Below are 18,269 nucleotides of genomic sequence, written 5' to 3'. Positions count from 1 at the left end.
AGGTTCCCGATTGAACATTTGTCGCAAATTATTCTTCTAAATAATTGAGTAAACCAATTGTTTTACTTACCTTTGCAACCACAAAACAAATGCGGTTTGATATTTCATTATGGCTAAGACGGTCATAACAACTTAAGTCTTTTTCTAATTATTCTATTTCACGTTATGAAACATTTGAACAAGCTTCGTGTTTTATCGTTTCTCAGCCATGCTGATGATCGGAGGGCTGGCCTCACCAGCCTCTGTTACACATTCTCGGTGGAGTAGTTCCGCCAAGTACTTTGGTGGCGGAGCGTGCGCAAAACAAAAAGCAACATGATGGAAAACAATGTATTACGACAAGTGCCCATGGGCCTCGTCTTGGAAGGCGGTGGCTTGCGAGGGATGTTCACCAATGGCGTGCTGGATGTGTTTATGAGCCACGGCATTGGGTTCGACGCCATGGTGGGCGTGTCGGCCGGTGCGGTGTTTGGCTGCAACTACAAGTCGCGCCAGCCGGGACGGGCGCTGCGCTACAACCTGAGATACAAGGACAACGCCGACTATATGAGTTGGCGGTCGCTGGTAAAGACGGGCAACTTTGTGAATGAGCGGTTCGCCTACCACCTGCTGCCTTACGAGTACGACCCATTCGATTTCGAGGCGTTCCGCACTAATCCCATGCGGTTCTATGCCGTTTGCACCGACATCGTGTCGGGGCGACCCGTGTATCGCGAGATCACCGACGCAGATGGCAAGGGCCTCAGGTGGATGCAGGCCTCGGCGTCGATGCCGGTGTTTGCGCGCCCCGTGGAGATAGATGGGCGCCATTACCTCGACGGCGGATTGACCGACTGCATTCCGCTTAAGTTTATTCAGCGAATGGGGTACCAGCGCAACGTGGTGGTGCTGACGCAACCCCTTGACTATAGGAAGCGGCAGGCGCATGTGGGATGGGCCATGAAGATGTTTCTGGGCGATTATCCCAAGGTGGCGCAACTCATGGCCCACCGCCATGTGATGTATAATGGCGAGTTGGACTACCTGTACACCGAGGAGCAGAAGGGCGACACGTTCCTGATTTACCCCGACGAGAAGCTCAACATTGGCCGTCTGAGCCTCAAGGAGGACAAGATGAGGCGGGTGTATGAGGCCGGTGTGGCGAAGGCGACGGCGCTGCTTCCTCAAATCAAGCGGTTTCTTGCTGGCGAATAGGCCCAACACCCCATCGGCCTTAGGTAAGAAGCGCTGCCCGCTTTGTGGCGGGAGCGGCTTGGTGCGCGTGAGGTAAAGGCGGTGGCGACAAATATGTCGCCAAAAATGTCTTCGCTCGTTTCAGCGCAGAAGGAGGAACGGATAAGGGAGGTTGCTGGCTCGTTTCAGACTGGGAAGAGGAACGGATGAGGGAGGTTGCTGGCTCGTCAAAACGAAGGAAGGTGTGTCGGCCCCCACTCACCATGAGGAGCGGGACCGGCACACCTTCCTTATCTCTCATCGCATGCCTATGTGGCGTGCGAAGCGCTTGGGGTTAATATCTTGCGCTGAATGTGCTTACGCCGTAGGCGCGGAACATCACGTCGTTCTCTTCGTCCATGAAGTCGTGGTAAATGCGCATCTTCTTGCCGTCGAAGCGCACCGTGACATCCATGTACTCGTCCACATCGTCGTCGTCGTCATCATCGTCGATATCGAACGGCTCCCACAGGCGCATGACACCATTCTGCAGGTCCTTCCATTCCCAGAATCCCACTTCCACTTCGCCATCCTTGTAGAAGCACAGGTAGGTGCCGCAGGGCGAGAACACCAGGCGCAGGCAGTAGTCGTCCTTGTCCTCGGCCACGTCGTCCTCGTCGAAGCCCATGGCGCGGCCCTCGGGTGTGATGGTTACCTCTTGCATCACACGGCCGAGCTTCAGCCATTGCTTAGCGTAGGCAATATAGGTGTCTTCGGTGGTGAACCACAGCTCCGAGCTGTCCATACGCCATGAGCGGCAGAGCTGGCGCACGGCGGGCTTCGGCTTGTAGTCGAAATCGACCGTTACGGCAACCACGATCTTCACGCCATAGCGGTTGGTGTAGATGATGGTGGTGCTGCCCGACACATGATTGTCCTTGATCTCGATCATCGTGTTGTTGCTCAGGCTGTACACACCTTCCTTCACACGTGTGAAGGTACCGTAGATGTAGGCGCCGTTCTCTAAGTCGATCGAGCCGTTGATGTCGGTTGCGCGTGTCTTGAGCGGAGCGTCGCCGTGGCGCTTGAAGATGTTGGCGCTGCGTGTGGCGCTTGCTGCGCGCTTCGGCAACTTGCCCGCCTTGGGCGTGGTAATGAGGAAATGGCCATCGGCAAAGAGCTCGATGGATGCAAACTCCTGGTCGCCTTGTTCGCCCCAGTTGTTCACCACCAGTTTGATGGCGTCCTTGGCATTGGCTTCATCCTCGCAATCGCCGAGTTTGAATTCTGTGGGTGGTTTGGCGCCTTCGGGCACCTTCGTCTGCTTTCCGTTATCATCACTGTCGCATGCTATGAATCCAAACGAAACGAGTGCGACGAGAAAAGAATAAATAATGCTTCTGGTCATAGATCTTGTAACTCTTTAGTTGTGAATAATTAATAGAATCTTTAACATTGTAACTATTCAGGCCGTATTTGTTAAAAAACGGAGGAATTGCGCTCAATTCACCTGTTAGTTGCAAAGATATGCACTATGTTTCATATTTGCAAGAAAACGCCCAAGTTTTTTTTCATGCCCGCCCACATTACCCCACCAAAGGCCATGGGGAGCGATGGGGGAATACAAACGAATGGCGGCAATCGCTTCTGTGGGGGAGCGATTGCCGCCATTGTTTCTGAGTGTGCCTGCGGCTTACGGGTTAGGCTTGCCGCGTGCGCTTTTTATTTCACAATTTGCTTGTGCCTGTTCACGATGTAAACGCCGGAGTGAAGGTGGCGCTTGTTGTCGACCTTGCGGCCTTGGAGGTCGCAGACGGTTGCCGACGGGGCGTTGTCGATTCCCACGGCCTCGATGGCGTTGGGCTGGGCCTGCTTGAAGTGGACGGTGTAGGTGCCACTCTCGGGAGCGTAGAAACGGAGGAAGTTGGCGTCGGCCCATGCTTTCGGCACACGGCGTCCGTAGGTGTCTGTCCAGTAGTCCACCGCATAGCCGTCGGCAGGATAGGCGCGCAACACGATTTCCTCGCCGGCGCCATAGGTGTAGGTGTCGGGCTGACCGTTGGCGTCGGCCGTTCCCTGCTTGGCGTTGGCCGTCTTCACCGTCACGGTGCAGGGCTCGTCGGCCTTGTTGGTCACCAAGAGCGGTATGTCGTACACCATGCGCTTCGTTTCGCTCTTAGCCGGCATGGCGTCGGTAATGCTGTCCCATCCCGGGGCCCAGGAGCTGTCGAAGCGCAGGCGGATGCGTGTGATGCCCAGCGGCACGTCGTAGGGCAGAGTGACGGTCAGGGTGTAATTGTTCAGCGCGTCGTTGCCGGGACTGTCCTTCGCGCCATACACCTGCAGCAACTCGTTGTCGCCATCGAAATTGCCATCGCCGTTCCAATCGATGTAGGCCGAGAGACGGCAGTAGTTGAGTCCGCCGGCCGAGAGCCAGTGAAGCTTAAACAGGCTTCCTTGGGGCGCCTTGACCGTCTGTGTGGTTTGGCACAACGCCTCCGGACAGTCGGTTGTGGCGTAGATGCTCTTCTCCTCGCCGCCGTTTTGCGCCACGGTGAGCGACCGCAGGTATTGTCCGTAGGATTTCATGTCGTTGTAGTCGGCCATGTTCTCCGCGGGCGTTCCCCATTTGTCGGCAAAGAAATGGGCGGTGAAGGTCTCCGGGGCGGCGCCATAGTAGGTGTAGGGATTGTCGGTGCTCACCACGCGTCCCGAGGCGTCGGTCCAGTTGAGAAACTCGCATCCGCTGGCTGCCTTGGCGCGCAGGGTGACCTCCTTGTCGGTTGTGACCGACAGGCCCGTGGCCCCCACGATCTGCACGCTGCCCTGTTTGGCGTCGGCCGTTTGCACCGTTACGGTTCTCGGTTGGGTAATGTTGTCTTTGACGACGATGGTGAAGGCCAGTTGCGTGCCGTCGTCGAGGGTGAGCATCGCCTTCATCTTTCCACACAGGGCCTTGGCAGGAATGTCGAAGGTCGGCGCCTCCACCGTTTCGTTGGGGGCGAACGAGCCGTCGTTGTTCATGTCGATGGCCAACGTGGCCTTGGCGCCGTCGGCGAGGGTCAGGGGCAAGGCGAATGTGGTGCCACGCAGGGCCGTGAACACGATCGACGCCGTGGCGTCGGTGGCCATGTGGCGATAGATATAATAAGGTGAGGCGTCGGCCTTGGTGAGCGTGGCGAAGTATTTGCCGAGCAATTGCGCAGCCACCTCACGGGTGTTGCCCACGGGCTGGTTCGAATAGCTCAGCGATGCGTTGTGGGCCCATTGCCAGTCGTTGGCAAACCAGTTGGGGAGGGCCGTCCCGTTGTCGCGATGGCTGAAGAACGCCTTCCAGCGAGGGTAATAGAAATCTTTCAGCATGCCGGCCCACTCCCGATACGAGTAGTCGCGCAAGCCACCGGCCTCGCTCGCCGTTTCGTTGCCCCATGTGGTGATGAGGGTGCGTGCGTTGTTGAGCTCGAGCCATTGGCGGTCGGCCTCGGTGGTTCCCTCCGCCTCGTCGGCGATGGCGCGCGCCATGGTGGTCCATCTGCCAAGCATGAAGTTTGGGTTGGTAGAGAGCAAGCGGTCGAGGTCGAGCATCAGTTGCAGGTAGGCGTCACGTCGGTTGGCGTAGGTCTTGGCGTCGCTGGCGCTGGTCGCCACTTCGTTGATCGATGCGAGGAGCTCATGGCCATAGTCGGTGAGCGCCTGGCGAGCGAAGTCGGTAAGGTCGTAACTGTAGTTGGATCCCGTGAGGTTGGCTGCGAGCAGGTTGTGGGCCGCGCCGATCATGCCCTGCGGGTTGTAGAAGATGCTGGTTCCGCCCCAGCTCGACACCCGGTCGACGGTGAGCGACGGGCGTGCGCAGAACACGGCCTCGTGAGGGCCTTGCAGTGCCGTCTCGCATCGGAGCGCCGTCTGGCTCACCTGCCCCCACGCCTTCAGCGCCTGTTCGTTGGAAACGCCATATCGGGCCAAAGCATAGTCTTTCAGCCACGTATCGAGAGGGGGTGTTGATGCGCGCCAAGGCAGTTCGAAGAGGGCGTCGTAGAGCACGGGCACCTGCTCGATGGCCTCGGGTGTGGCGCCAATGCCCTTCACGTTGGCGTAGGATGATTTCTGAGTGTAGAAATCGGTCATCACCTTCGACAGACGACCGAAGAGACCGGTGCGGCCTCCGAAGTTGGGCAACATACAGTAAACGGCGTCGTGGCCATTGTATTCAGCGAAATGGGTGTGGGCGTCGCTGAAGAGGTCGAGCACGATGAGCTTGCCCTTGTCCACCTGCGAGAGCACGTTGTATTGGGCGCCACTCCACTGCCAGAACTGTATGACCCACTTGGCCTTGCTGTTGGCCTTGAACATGGCCTCGCCGATGCGCTTGTAGGCCGATGCCACGTCGATGCCACTGGTGTTGGCGCCCTCGTGGAAGGGGTCCATGCTGTAGTAGGCCGATGTGCCCATCACCTCAGCGAGGCGCGCGTAATATTTCTCGGAAATGTCGGCGAACGCCTGTGTGTTGGGGTCGAGGATGTATGGCCGCACAAAACCACACCAGTTGCCTTGGTTGTTGGCCGAATAGCCCTTCTTGGCAATGTCGCTTGGCACCATACCGGCGTAGCCCGGCAGCACGGGCTGCATGCCCAATTCGCGCTCGCGGGCCAGGATCTTCTTGGCCAGCGCCTCCTGTCGCTTATACCACCAGTCGGGGTTCTTGCCGCCCCATCCCTCGAGGTTGTTCATGCCCCACCACGCCTGGAAGCAGGGCCCGGCAATAAACTGGTTGGCCTCGTCGTCGGTATATCCCAGGTCTTGTGTGAGGAGCTTCTTCCACACCACATCGAGACCCACGATCTGCAGGGGCATGTTGATGCCGTGGAGCGCCATCCAGTCGATTTCCTGCTGCCAGCGCTCCCACGTCCAGGTCGACATGGAATAAGAGAAGGTGCAATAGTTGAGATAGTAGCGGTAGCTCGTGGCCGTGGAGTGTTTCTCCTGCTTGGTGGGCACGGGCAGCTCCATCTGTGCGAGGTTGGTGGTGAGGTTGTTCCATGCGAGGTTGACATGGGCGTAATGGTTTAGGTACCAATTGATGCCGGTTGTGAGGGCCGACAGGTTGGATCCCTTGACACACGGTTTTCCGTCTTTCGAGGTCACCACGAATGCCTCGCGTATCGACGAGCCCACGGTGGGGTCTACGATGGTTACGATGCGTTCGGCTGTGCCCTCTCCGCCGATACGGTTCAAGAGGTCGCAAACCCCTTGTGGGTTCTCCACGATCTGCGCTGTCGCCTTCGTGTTGGCCATGCCAACGATGAGCAGGAACGCGACAACTAATTGCAATAGTTTGGTTTTAGAAATCATATTTGGGTTATTAGGGTAGTATCGTAGTGGGTAGGCGCCAGGTGGGGTGGGGCGACGTTGGCGCTGCCCGGTTCTGAAAGCTTCTGCAAAGTTAACAAAAATAGGATTACGCGAGGGTGGTTGCCACAAATTATTTTATGTCATGCCACATTTTTGCTGCATTGGTCCCTGGAATGCCCGGCGAGACGTGCGTCGGGGCATAGCGATCGGCGTGGCCAATGGTTCTGATGGATGTTAAGATATTTGGTGAAAAAGTTGTGCCGGGATTTTGGGCGAAATAGAGCGCGCCATCGCCGTTTTTGCGCCCTCGGAGCGACAAAAAACCGACTTCCATTTGCCGTTAGGCATCTTTCGGGTTGCGATAGCTAAGCTTTCGTGGCGCCGAAGGTAAGCTATCGAGGTGCGAAAGACCATGTATCGAGGTGCGAAAGGTGGCTTTTCGCAATGTGGAATGTGGGGTGTAGAGCGTTAAATGGGGTGTTTAAATTGTAAGTGATTGAATATTAGTCATTTGCAAAAACTCGCGAGAATGTCGTATTTGGAGGCGAGTCGTGGTTCGGCGACAAAACCAGTGTAGATTTTGGGGAGGGTTGTTGGGAATGTTGAGTGCGCAATGGGACAAGTGCCATCTGCAAGGGGGGCGATGGCTTGCCTTACAATATGCGGTCGAAGATCCGCAGCGGGGTGAGCAGATAATAGATCACCTTCTCATAGAGAGGGATCTTTATATTCTTGTATTGTTCTTTGAGCGGAATGTGCTTGGCTCTTACGCGGATCACAATGCCGTGCTCCTTATAGATGCGCCGGCATTCGGCCTTGAAGCGCCATCCGTGCGACATCCTATGGCCTTGAAGGGCGTGGGCGAGGTGGATCATCTCGTGAATCATCACCTCGTCGAGCGTCGCCGGCGTAAAGTCGAAACATGACGATATGGTTAGGGTGGTCCTCATACGCTTTTTATTGTAATTCGCTTGTCCTGCTGCAAGTGTCATTTTCCTTACGCTCATTTTGGTAGGCATGCGCAGTTGGCCATCGAAGATCTCTTGGTTGAGCGCTCTGAAACGCTCCTTCAATAACGGTTCGGTTATTTCCATGATGTGTCGCTTTTTATTTGGTAGTGTTTCACTGAGTGTGTCTGAGGTAAGTTTGCCTTAGAAGTGATGATGCAAAGTTAATAAATAATTTTGTATTTCATATCAACAAAGCTCTTTTTGCAGCCGGACGAGGAAACAGGTCTTGCTTAAGCTGCTGGTTGACAATGGTCTTTAGTTTTTTCGACTTCACGATTGCTTGACCCTTGTGGGGGGGCGGCGGTTATTTCAATTTTATTCCGGCGATGTTGTATTTCTCGCCGTTCTTAATGATGTAGAGGTTGCCATCGATGAGGGGTTCTGCCAAATGTGCTAATGTGTGTGTTGCGTTAGGCTATGCTGATAATAGGTATTGCGTTCTGCTTGCAAAGCTACCACATTGTGCGGACAAAGGCCACGGGGCGGTCCACGTTTTTTCGCTGATAGAGGCTTTTTACACGTACCATTTCTTGGGATAATGCGTTTTAATGGCTATATTTGCAAAAGCCAAGGGATGTGCCCGCGGCTTTCGACCTAACATAAACCCCACTCGGATATGAGAATATTGCATATCGCCGACCTGCACCTCGGACAGGTAATCTACCAAAATTATGAGCGGCGCGACGAGCACCGCCATTTCTTCAACCAGCTGGCCCGTTGGTGCAGAACCTACCAGCCCGATGCGTTGCTCGTTAGCGGCGACGTGTTCGACATTCAGCAACCATCGGCCACAAGCAAGGAGGCCTTCGCCAACCAGTTTATGGAGCTGCACCGCCAATGCCCAAGCATGGCGATGGTTATCACGGCGGGAAACCACGATTCGGCTTCGCGCCTACAAACGGAACGTGAGGTGTGGCAGCTCGCCAACACGCATATCATAGGCACGGGCCCGTCGATCGTGGCGCAGGAAGGATGGGAGGAGAAATTCATCATTCGCCTGAAGACGGGATACGTTGTGGCCTTGCCACACATGATTGGCGCAAGGCGCGAACAGTTGCAAGCCCTTCTCGACAAGGTGGCGCAAGAGAATGACGAAGGCAAGCCGGTGGTGATGATGGGCCATACGGCAGTGGCTGGCCTCGACGCAACGGGGCATGATTTTGAGATCGGAAAGCTCAAGACGCAGGCGCTCTCTGAGTTTGGCGAGGGCTACGACTACCTGGCCCTCGGCCACATCCATAAGCCGCAGACCATAGGCCATCAGGAGGATTGCATGAAGGAGGAGGTGAGTTATCCGGCTCCTGTGGTGAGATATTCGGGCAGCGCGCTCCACGTTAGTTGCGACGAGGCCTATCCCCATACGGTAAGCCTCGTCGATATCGACAAGCATCAGGGCACCGTGACCGTCAAGCAGCTTCGGATAGATGAGCTACGCCATTTCCATGTGCTCCCTCACGAAGGCGCCTACCACAGTGCGGAGGAGGCCATAGCGGGCGTGGCGCAGTTTGCCAAGGATCACGCAACGGGCTATTTCCGCTTGAGGGTCGATTATGCCGTCGCGTTGCCTTCCAACTTCAATCAGATGGTTTACGACGAGCTGCTTGCCTATGGCGACGAGATACGTTATAATCCCAAGATCATTTGGGAGGGGCAGGCCGAGGAGCGCACCGACGCCATGGGCAAGCCCACGTTTGAAGTGGCTGAGCTGCAAGAGATGCAGAACCCGATGGACTTCATTGAGAAGACCAAGGACCAATATGAGCATCTCGACCTCGACATGGTGCGCGAAGCCTTTGAGGAGGTAGAGGCCGAAATTGTTCGCATGAACGAGGAGGAGCAGGCCACCAAGAAGGCCAAGGCTGAGAGAAAAAACAAGAACACAAGCATAGCGTAGGGCATTATGGAGTTGAAAAGTATATCTATCAGAAACATTGCGTCTATCGAAAAGGCAGACATCGATCTGCAACACGGACTGAACGACGCCATGACGGGTGAGCCGGCCGGCATCTTCCTGATATCGGGCGATACCGGTGCGGGCAAATCGGTCATCCTCGACGCCATATCCATGGCGTTGTATAAGACCACGCCCCGCATCTCGGGCGTTGCCAACAAGACCAACAACGAATTTAACAATGGGGAGGGCGAGAGCATCAGGGTGAACTGCATAGAGCAGTACACGCGGCTGGGCATCTCGCCCAAGGACGAGAGCTACAGCGAGGTGGTGTTCGTGGGCAACGACGGCAAGGAATACCATGCCCGCCTAACGCTGGGCTTGAAGCTGGGCAACACCGACAAGACCACGGGCCGCCGTCACATCAAGTACAGAACTTCCCAATGGGACTACACCGTCGATGGAGGGCCGTGGACGAAAGTGGAGGCCAAGACTGGCCAACCGCTCTTGGACGCCATCGGATTGTCGTTCGAGCAGTTTGGCCGCATGGCCATGTTGGCGCAGGGGCAGTTCGACACATTCCTCACGGGAACCAAGGAGCAGCGCGAGGCCATCCTTGAGCAACTCACCAACACCGAGAAGTTCTCCGTCTACGGCCAGGCCATCAAGAACCTTTACGACAGGGCCAAGCAGCAGTGTGACCTCGCCCAGAAGGAGCTTGACACGGAGAAGGAGCACGCCCTCAGCGCCGCCGAGGTGGAGGCGTTGGAGCGCGCCCTAAAAGAGAATGCCGCCTCGCTAAACGACAAGCAGCGCGAGAGCGACAAGAACGCTCAAAGGCTTACGCTCGTGGTTGAACTGCAAAACAAAGAGCATGACGCAAAAAAGGAAGAGATGCGCAAAGAGGACCTTGAACGCGTCATGGAGAGCGACGATTTCAAGCGACAAGTGGCTTGGGTAAACGATTGGGACGACACCGACGCTGAGCGCAAGCTGTTGGCCGACAAGCTCTTGGCGGAAAAGAACAAGGGGTTGGCAGAGAAGGCATTGGCAGAGGCGAAAGAGCGGTTCGAAGCGCTGTCGGCCGATTTGGTGTATCGCAAGGAACAGTTCGATGAGCAGCGGAGCGCCCATCGCACCCTCAAGCAATGGCTTGCCGACCGTCAAGACCGCGCGGACATTTACGGCAAGGCGGGTGTGGTGGCCGACCAAGTCGACCAGTTGGAAGACAAGTGGATTAGCCTGGAAAAAGAGTCGGTGCGCCTCGCTGAGCAGGCCAACAAGGCCAAGGCACTGGAGGGTAACCTCTCGAAAGCTGTGGAAGCGCTCAAGCAGGCCGAAGGGGCCGTGGACAACAAGCAGCAGGAGATCGACGGCCTTGTGAAGAAGCAAGAGGCGCTCGCGCCAGGCAAGGTCAATGCCGACCTGAAGGACGCCAATCAACGCAAGACCCACTTAGACTTGCTGGAGCAGCGCCTTAAGAGTAGGGCCGAGGCCCAAGAGAAGCAGATGGAGCTGAAGGCAGCCATCGATTCGGACCAAAAGGCGCTCGGAACGCTGGCCGCCAACGTCGAGGCTACGCACGCCACCTACGTCCAAGCCACCCAAGAGGCTGATGCAGCCAAGGCGTTGCTGACGACCATGAAGATGGGTGTGGACGAACAGTTGAGGGAGCTCCGCAAGCGCCTGCGCGCCGAGCACGCCTCAACCTGTCCGCTCTGTGGCCAGGGCATCGACCACCTGCTGGTCGACGAGGAGTTTGAAAACATCCTCTCGCCCCTTCAGGCAAAAGAGAAGGAAGCCGCCGCCCACCTTGCCCTTGCCCAGCAGAGATGGAATGGGGCGAAGTCGGACCACGACACGTTGAAGGGCAAGCTTGACACCCGCGAGAAAACTTTTACAAGGGAGCAGAAGAACCTGGAAGCCATCCAGCAGCAGCTCCAAAGCATGGCGGCGACCGCAAGCCTCACCGTCGACGACACCTTGGGTGCGCAGGTCGCGCAGTCGGCCGATGCGTTAAGGCGCACCATCGCCCAGTTGGAGGACGCGCAGAAAGAAGCCGAATCGTTGCAGTGCCAAATCAACCGCCTGTTGGCAGACAAGAAGACGCTTGATGCGAAGAAAGCGGGGGCCGAGAAAGCCAAGGGCGAAGCGGAGGCGGCGCTCAATGCGAACGAGAGGGAAACGGCACGCCTGAAGTCGACGGTCGATGGCTTGAAGAACGACATTGATGAGCTGAACCGCAAGCTATCGGCCGATCTCGCCCCATTCTATCCCCAATGGGCGGAGGATGTGGCTGCCGCCAAGCGCCAGTTGACGGCCGACGCCAACGAATATGCCCAACGGCAGGAGGCCGACAAGAAGCAACGCGCCGACATTGAGAAGGCGACGCAGTTGTTGGGCACCCTGCACAATCTACAGCAATCGGTTGGCGCGATCACTGGATGGGAGCCGGCCACAAAGAACAAGCCGTTGGCGTGCGCCGACATCAGCAAGGCATGGGCCGACAACCATGCTGCCGTGAAATCGCTGAGCGACCGTCTCAAGGAGTGTGAGGCAACCATCGGTCAGGCCACCACCAAGCTCGACAGCTATTACCGGCAGACAGGGCGAACCGAAGCCCACCTGTTGCGCCTTATTGCCCAAACGGGTGAAATACCCACCCTACGCCAAATGGTTACTAAGACCCAAGCCGACCTGAAGTCGGCCAACGACGCCCTTGGAACCGCTCGGCGGCGGGTGGCAGAGATCACGGCCAAACTGAAGGAGGACAACAACGGCGAAATGCCTTCCAAAGACGCGTTGGAGCAACGCAAAGCCGAGCTCGACGCTTCCATCCAGACCTTGGCGTCGGAGCGTGGAATAGTGGAAAACCAACTTGCGCAGAACAAGGCCAACACGCTGAGGTTGGAGGAAAAGGAAAACAAGCTGAAGGAAGCCAAGGAGACCTTCGGCAAATGGGACAAGCTGAACCGCATCTTTGGCGGATCGCGTTTCCGCACGCTCGTTCAGACCTACATCCTCAGGCCCTTGCTCAACAACGCCAACATCTACCTGAAGCAGATTACCGACCGCTACACCCTAACCTGCAGCGAGGAGAACGAGCAGCTGTCGATCCTCGTGCTCGACCGCTACAACAAGAACCAGGTGCGAAGCATCACGGTGTTCTCGGGTGGCGAACGCTTCATGATCTCGCTGGCGTTGTCGTTGGCGCTTTCGTCGCTCAACCGTCCCGACATGAACGTGAACATCCTCTTCATCGACGAGGGCTTTGGCACGCTCGATGAGAAGAGCCTCGACTCGGTGATGGCCACACTCGAGAAGCTGCGAGAGATCGCCGGACTGTCGAACCGACGGGTGGGCATCATCTCCCACCGAGAGGAACTGATGGAGCGCATCCCCGTGCAAATCCATGTGCAGAAGAGAGGCGAGGGAAGAAGCAGCGTGGAGATACTTAACGGCTTGGAGTAGCTCACAAACACAAACGATAAGCAAATGAGGGCGTGCCTACAGTTGGGAAAACTGGGCACGCCCTCATGCGCTTATCGTTTGCGTTTGATATACTTGTATATTATGTCTCTGGTAATGCCGTCATGCTCCAGGCGATCGGTCTCTTTCCTCTCGTAGAAAAACTGTTCGGTGGTGAGCCTCTCGCGCTCCTTCGCAAGCGGGCGAAGGAGTTTCTGATACGCTATGTTGTCAATGCTGTCAATGCTGTTCTGTTTCAGTTGCGGCTGTCTTTCAGGATGCTGCTCGCATGCCTTAGGAATAAGGAAGCGTGGTTGGTAAAGAACTTCTTGTCGGTTTGTCGCTCAATAAGTCGATTGTTGTTGTCATATTCATTCCTTACAATTAGATTCGTACCAGTTGGAGGTCGGCTGTTAAGGCAAAGGGGTGATGGCAATCAATGATCGACACGGTGCCAAGGGTCAATGCCTCATTGCCCGAGAACTGGTTGTGCCCCACGATCTGCCGGTCGAATGGCACGCCCTCTAACGCGTCGTGGGTAAACTCGCCTCGGTCGGCCCACAGCACGCTGCCATAGGCTTCGTACCCATTGCGAAACGCGCTGATGTCGGCCAAAGCCTCCCATCCCTCCTCACGCTTGGTGAGCCCATTGAGGTTGTCGGCCGAGAGCTCGCCAATGATGTTGCGGTGGGCGAGATACCAAGGATATGTAAGGCCCGCATGGGTAAACAGGATGCGCTTGCCGTTGATGTGGGTTTCGTGCGCAATCTGCAAGTCGACGCTGCCGAGCAACACGCTTATCGTGGCGCGCCACCTGGCGCTGAACCGGCTGCCTTGCGCCAACCGTCGGAAGGTAGCGCTCACATAGTGCGCATCGTGGTTTCCCATCAGAAAGACCACCTCCTTGTTGGGGTGCTGACGGAGCGTTAGCTGCAGTTCCCACCAATTGCGGATGGCGTCGGTCGGCGCAATGCCCTCACTGGGATAAGGGTCGAAATAGTCGCCGAGAAATATCAGCCTGTTGGCGGTCCACTCGCAGGAGTTGGCGAGCGCCTTCTTCCAAAAATCGCGTCCGTGAAGGTCGGGAAACATAATGCATTCTGCTTTCTTCATCTGTTGAAACATGTAAGAAACGTAGTTAATATAGCGCATGCTACCGATTGCTCGCGGTTATTTATATGTAAAAACGAGGGGCGGCAACGAAAAGAGGAAGGATGTTACGACATGCGATGCGTAACATCCTTCCTTGGGGTTATAGTGTTCTTCCCTATTTATTTGGCCATTGGCGTGAAGCGCAAGGTAAACGCGTGGGCTCCTGTAGGCGTCATGTATTGGGGCAGGCACGAGTCGCCACCGCAACTACGGTTTCCGATGCCTCGCTGCCAGAAGTCGAAGTGGGCGAAGACCTGCGGGGAACGCACCAGGTCGTAGGGGTGCTTGCCGCCATAGAACACGTCGTAGTTGAACTGGGCGTCGTCGAAATGTGACAGCGAGAAGGCCACCATGCCCTCGGTGGCAATCTGCAACTGGGTGCCGTCGTTGCTGAGAGTGAGCTGGCGCAAGCCCTGGCGGTCGCCCATGGTCTGGGGCGCACTCTGCTCTTCGAACATGCCATCCACGGTGGTGGTGTAGCGGCCGAGGAGCGATCCGCGCTGGCGGTCGATGTAGTTGCTCCACGGACCCTTGGCATAATACTCAACGTTCTCGAAACCGGGCGCAAACTGCATGGTGATGCCGATACGTCGGGTTTCGGCCGACGAGTTGTTGGTGGTGACCTTCATGTCAACCGTTCCGTTGGGATAGATGGTGTAAGCAATCTGATGGGTGTCGGTGCCGTTGGAAACGGCCGTTTCAACCACCACGTTCTTGCCCTGCTTCTTAGGCGCGCTCACCAATGTCTTCTTGCCGGTGAGGGCACCCTCCTCCTTGTTCTCGTTCTCGGCCACACCACCTGTGGCGCCGAGGTTGATGTTGTCGTTGGCTATGCGTCGGAAGCCGTTGAAGTCGGGTCCGGCGTTGGGCTGCACGAGTTGCGTGTTGCGATAGGTCCACTGGGCGATGGTTCCATCCTCGGCGAAGGCAATGCAGAAATCGTTGCCGGTGATGGTGTTGCCCTTCACCTTGAGCTTGCCCTTCTCCTGGATGGTGGGCAGCTGGCCGTGGCCTTTCTGCACGAAGGTGGGGTCGGCAACCGATGCGCCCGCGGCGTTGTCGGCCGAGAGCTTAAACTGCTGCTGGGCCATGGTGTAGCCCTGCTTGGCCCACGATGTGGCCTTCTTCAGAACGAGGCTGAAGGTAATGACATACTCGGCCTCCCCGTCCACAGTGGTGGTGTAGGGAATGTTGATTTGGCAGGTGTTGCCGGGCAGCACCGATGGGATGGCCACCTGGCTCTTCTCCACCGAAACGCCATTGCGGAGCACCTCGTAGCTGAGGTCGTAGATGTCGGCCAGGTTGGTGAACGCACGCTTGTTCTTCAGGGTGAGCGTGTGGTTGGCGAACGACTCGAAGTTGGCGTCTCTGTAAACATACTTCACCTCGGTGAGCTTGGCGGTCCACTCACGTCCCGGGGTGATGATGCCGTTGCTCATGAAGTCGCCCTGGAAGCCTCTGTAGCCGTGGTTCATCTTGGTGTAGTCGTAGCCCGAGGTGTAATAGTGGAGCCCCGTCTTGGGATCCTTCAGCGGAAGGCCCTCGCGAATGCGGCGCGTGTCGTAGATGCCCTGGTCCACCCAGTCCCAGATGCAGCCTCCGGTGATGCCTGTGCTCGTCTCGATGAGGTCCCAGTATTCTTGCAGGTTACCCACCGCTTGACCCATGGCGTGGGCATACTCGCAGATGAAGTAGGGCTTGTTGTTGAGGCCGTCCATCTGCTTCTTCACCACCTCGATTCTCGGATACATGTCGGAACCGAAGTCGGAGTATTTGGCGCCGTGCTTATAGCCCTCATAGTGGACCCACGCGTCGCGGCCGGGGAGCAGTTCCTTCACTTTGTCGTAGGTGGCCTGGAAATTGTCGCCGCCGCCCGACTCGTTGCCGAGCGACCAGAACACCACGCTGGGGTGGTTGCGGTCTCTCAGCACCATGCGCTCCGTGCGGTCTACGTAAGCGTTGCGCCAGGTGGGGTTGTTGGAGAGCGAATGGTTGTTGTGGCATTCCACATCGGCCTCGTTCATGCAGTAGAGTCCGTAATAGTCGAACATGGCATACATCTTAGCCTGACGAGGATAGTGGCTGGTGCGAACGGTGTTTATGTTGGCCTGCTTCATCAGCACCACGTCGCGAAGCATGGTCTCCACGTCGATGGCGTGGCCATAGAGCGGGTGGATGTCCTGTGTGTTGACACCCTTGAAGAATACGCGCTTGCCGTTGACGTACACCAGTTTGCCCTTGATGGCCACATCCCTGAAACCATACTTGGTGGAGAACACCATCTCCTCCTTGCCGGCAGCCTTCTGGCGCACAACAACGGTATAGAGGTTGGGCTGCTCGGTAGACCAAGCCTTCAGGCCGGTGAGGTTGTCGAGGGTGAGGCTTATTTGCTTCTGCGAGTCGTTGGCGGTCATGGCCACCTGCGCCTCCTGCTTGGCCACCTGCTTGCCCTGGGGGTCGAGGAGCTCTATCTCGAGCGTCTTCTCAGAGCGTTCCTTGGCTGCGTTGTCGAGGGTGAGGTTCACCTTGAGGCTGCCCGACGCATAGTCGGCGTTGAGGGCCGACGTGATGTAATGGTCGGCCACGAAGGTCTTGGGCGTGGCCACGAGATACACGTCGCGGTGGATGCCTCCGAGGTGCCACATGTCCTGACCCTCGAGGTAAGAACCGTCGCACCAGCGGTAAACGCGCACCGACACGTTGTTGGCGCCCTTGCGCACGAGGTGGGTCACATCGAATTCGGCGTCGGTGTTGGCACCCTGCGAGTAGCCGGCATACTTGCCGTTCACCCACACCACGATGGCGCTGCAGGCACCGTCGAAGTGGAGAAACACGCGCTTGCCCTCGTCCCAGCCCTCAGGCAGGTTGAAGTTGCGGCGATAGGAGCCCACGGGGTTCTTGTCGAAATTGTCGTTGAACGCTGTGATGAAAGGGGGCTTGTTCTCGAAGGGATAGCCCACGTTGTTGTATACGGGCACATCGTATCCGGCCATCTCCCAGTTGAGGGGCACCTGGAGCTCTTTCCAAGAAGAAACATCGGCGTTGTCGGCCCAGAAATCGTCTTTCTCGGGCTTGCCCTGCTTCCAGTCGGCTGTGTAGCGGAACTTCCATTTTCCGTTGAGCAACAAGTAGTTGGCGCGCTTGGGCGTGAGCCAAGGGCGCTTGTAGTAGTCGTCCTGCTGCATTGAGGCCGTAGAGGCATAGGGCACAAACGTGGCGTGGGCCTTTTGCTTTCGGTCCTCAAACTTGGTCTCGTCTTCTACCCATTTGTCGGTAAAGGGGCATACGTCGGCCTTCGCTTCCACCACCTTTTTCTTCTTGGCGTGGCGTGGTTGCGCCATGGCCGATGCGCTGAAAAGGAAGGCCAGCGCGGCCGCAGCTGCCCAAATTAGATGTTTCTGTTTCATTGTATGGTTGTATGGTTAATTACTCATTTCTGCAATTGAAAATGTTAGGTTATGCGTCCCTGACGCGGGTTATTAGGAGGTACAAAGTGCTACTTTACCTTCTATATAACGAAGAACGGGTGGCGAAATTGTGTTTCGATGTCGATTGTTTTTCATAATTGTGCACTTTTGTCAGAACAAAGGAACAAAAACAGGCCGCTCGGGGGATGGACGTGTCAGGGGAACGACGGAACGAAAACACTACGTTTCGACTTATCGGCAGCATGGAAAACATCTTCACAAACTACACCCCAATCTACACAGTTTTTTCCGCCGAGCCGTAACTCGCCTCCAAATACGCGATTCTCGCGCGATTTTGTAACCGCCTAACGTTTAACCCTTTACGATTTGAACGCTTCGTTTAACACCCCACATCCCACATTCCACGCTGCGAAAAGCCATCTTTCGCACCTCGATACATGGCCTTTCGCACCTCGATCTCTTACCTTTCGCGCCTCGAAAGCTTAGCTATCGCAACCCGAAAGATGCCCAATGGCAAACGGATGTCGGGTTTTTGTCGCTCCGAGATCGCAAAAACGGCGATGGCGCGCGCTATTTCGCCCAAAATCCCGATACAACTTTTTGACCAAAAAACCATACAATAGCCAAGCGAAACGCACGACCGACCGCTCATCGAAAGACATGACTTGCATGCCATGCGTCGGTCCATTCGGCCCGCCGTGTCGTGGCGAGAGGCCGCAATGTGGAGCCATTCGTTTCCAAAATGCGCTGTTTGCGGCCGTTTTTTGGCTCATCCGACATTTGGAGTGATTTGAAGTGCGCATCACATCTAATAGCTCT

The 18,269-nt window shown here is 56.5% G+C and carries 10 protein-coding genes; 3 read left to right on the top strand and 7 right to left on the bottom strand.

The features are described 5' to 3' along the window. The first annotated feature begins 315 nt into the window (after positions 1 to 315). A complete protein-coding gene (locus tag WKK33_RS06700; protein ID WP_337933042.1) occupies positions 316 to 1,194 on the top strand; it encodes a patatin family protein in 879 nt (292 codons plus the stop codon). A gap of 313 nt (positions 1,195 to 1,507) precedes the next feature. On the opposite strand, the gene WKK33_RS06695 is transcribed toward WKK33_RS06700, so the two are convergent. The 4 genes from WKK33_RS06695 to WKK33_RS06680 all read right to left on the bottom strand — a co-directional run bounded on the left by WKK33_RS06695 (position 1,508) and on the right by WKK33_RS06680 (position 7,595). Then, a complete protein-coding gene (locus WKK33_RS06695) occupies positions 1,508 to 2,560 on the bottom strand; it encodes a hypothetical protein (protein ID WP_337933041.1) in 1,053 nt (350 codons plus the stop codon). Positions 2,561 to 2,874: 314 nt separating this feature from the next. Then, the gene (locus WKK33_RS06690; protein WP_337933040.1) at positions 2,875 to 6,501 is read right to left on the bottom strand and encodes an alpha-N-acetylglucosaminidase TIM-barrel domain-containing protein; all 3,627 of its coding nucleotides are present in this window, start codon (positions 6,499 to 6,501) and stop codon (positions 2,875 to 2,877) included. Between the two features lie 130 nt (positions 6,502 to 6,631). Beyond that, positions 6,632 to 6,835 (bottom strand): hypothetical protein, encoded by a 204-nt coding sequence (locus WKK33_RS06685; protein WP_337570275.1) that lies wholly within the window; start codon positions 6,833 to 6,835, stop codon positions 6,632 to 6,634. 319 nt (positions 6,836 to 7,154) lie between these two features. Next, complete coding sequence (locus tag WKK33_RS06680; protein WP_337933039.1) at positions 7,155 to 7,595, bottom strand: SprT-like domain-containing protein; 441 nt, start codon at positions 7,593 to 7,595, stop codon at positions 7,155 to 7,157. 532 nt (positions 7,596 to 8,127) lie between these two features. Here WKK33_RS06680 and WKK33_RS06675 point away from each other — a divergent pair. Together WKK33_RS06675 and WKK33_RS06670 are read left to right on the top strand one after the other, a co-directional pair. Then, the gene (locus tag WKK33_RS06675; protein WP_337933037.1) at positions 8,128 to 9,405 is read left to right on the top strand and encodes an exonuclease SbcCD subunit D; all 1,278 of its coding nucleotides are present in this window, start codon (positions 8,128 to 8,130) and stop codon (positions 9,403 to 9,405) included. A gap of 6 nt (positions 9,406 to 9,411) precedes the next feature. Then, positions 9,412 to 12,873 (top strand): SMC family ATPase, encoded by a 3,462-nt coding sequence (locus WKK33_RS06670; RefSeq protein WP_337933035.1) that lies wholly within the window; start codon positions 9,412 to 9,414, stop codon positions 12,871 to 12,873. Positions 12,874 to 13,254: 381 nt separating this feature from the next. On the opposite strand, the gene WKK33_RS06665 is transcribed toward WKK33_RS06670, so the two are convergent. The 3 genes from WKK33_RS06665 to WKK33_RS06655 form a co-directional block, all read right to left on the bottom strand. Continuing rightward, a complete protein-coding gene (locus tag WKK33_RS06665) occupies positions 13,255 to 13,983 on the bottom strand; it encodes a metallophosphoesterase (RefSeq protein WP_337933034.1) in 729 nt (242 codons plus the stop codon). A 158-nt stretch (positions 13,984 to 14,141) separates the two neighbouring features. Further along, positions 14,142 to 17,429: a glycoside hydrolase family 2 TIM barrel-domain containing protein gene (locus WKK33_RS06660; RefSeq protein WP_337933033.1), complete on the bottom strand. Its 3,288-nt coding sequence runs from the start codon at positions 17,427 to 17,429 to the stop codon at positions 14,142 to 14,144. 503 nt (positions 17,430 to 17,932) lie between these two features. Further along, the coding region (locus tag WKK33_RS06655) for a hypothetical protein (RefSeq protein ID WP_337933032.1) at positions 17,933 to 18,269 on the bottom strand (337 nt) is incomplete at its 5' end.

The sequence above is a fragment of the Hallella sp. genome (assembly GCF_037460745.1).
GTDB lineage: Bacteria > Bacteroidota > Bacteroidia > Bacteroidales > Bacteroidaceae > Prevotella > Prevotella faecis.
This window is presented reverse-complemented; position numbering and strand designations above follow the sequence as displayed.

Excerpts from the sequence above, each read along its gene's own strand:
- WKK33_RS06680 (WP_337933039.1), bottom strand. The coding sequence starts at position 7,595 with ATGGAAATAACCGAACCGTTATTGAAGGAGCGTTTCAGAGCGCTCAAC.
- WKK33_RS06665 (WP_337933034.1), bottom strand. The coding sequence starts at position 13,983 with ATGAAGAAAGCAGAATGCATTATGTTTCCCGACCTTCACGGACGCGAT.
- WKK33_RS06675 (WP_337933037.1), top strand. The coding sequence starts at position 8,128 with ATGAGAATATTGCATATCGCCGACCTGCACCTCGGACAGGTAATCTAC.
- WKK33_RS06685 (WP_337570275.1), bottom strand. The coding sequence starts at position 6,835 with ATGGAAGTCGGTTTTTTGTCGCTCCGAGGGCGCAAAAACGGCGATGGC.
- WKK33_RS06660 (WP_337933033.1), bottom strand. The coding sequence starts at position 17,429 with ATGAAACAGAAACATCTAATTTGGGCAGCTGCGGCCGCGCTGGCCTTC.
- WKK33_RS06695 (WP_337933041.1), bottom strand. The coding sequence starts at position 2,560 with ATGACCAGAAGCATTATTTATTCTTTTCTCGTCGCACTCGTTTCGTTT.
- WKK33_RS06690 (WP_337933040.1), bottom strand. The coding sequence starts at position 6,501 with ATGATTTCTAAAACCAAACTATTGCAATTAGTTGTCGCGTTCCTGCTC.
- WKK33_RS06670 (WP_337933035.1), top strand. The coding sequence starts at position 9,412 with ATGGAGTTGAAAAGTATATCTATCAGAAACATTGCGTCTATCGAAAAG.
- WKK33_RS06700 (WP_337933042.1), top strand. The coding sequence starts at position 316 with ATGATGGAAAACAATGTATTACGACAAGTGCCCATGGGCCTCGTCTTG.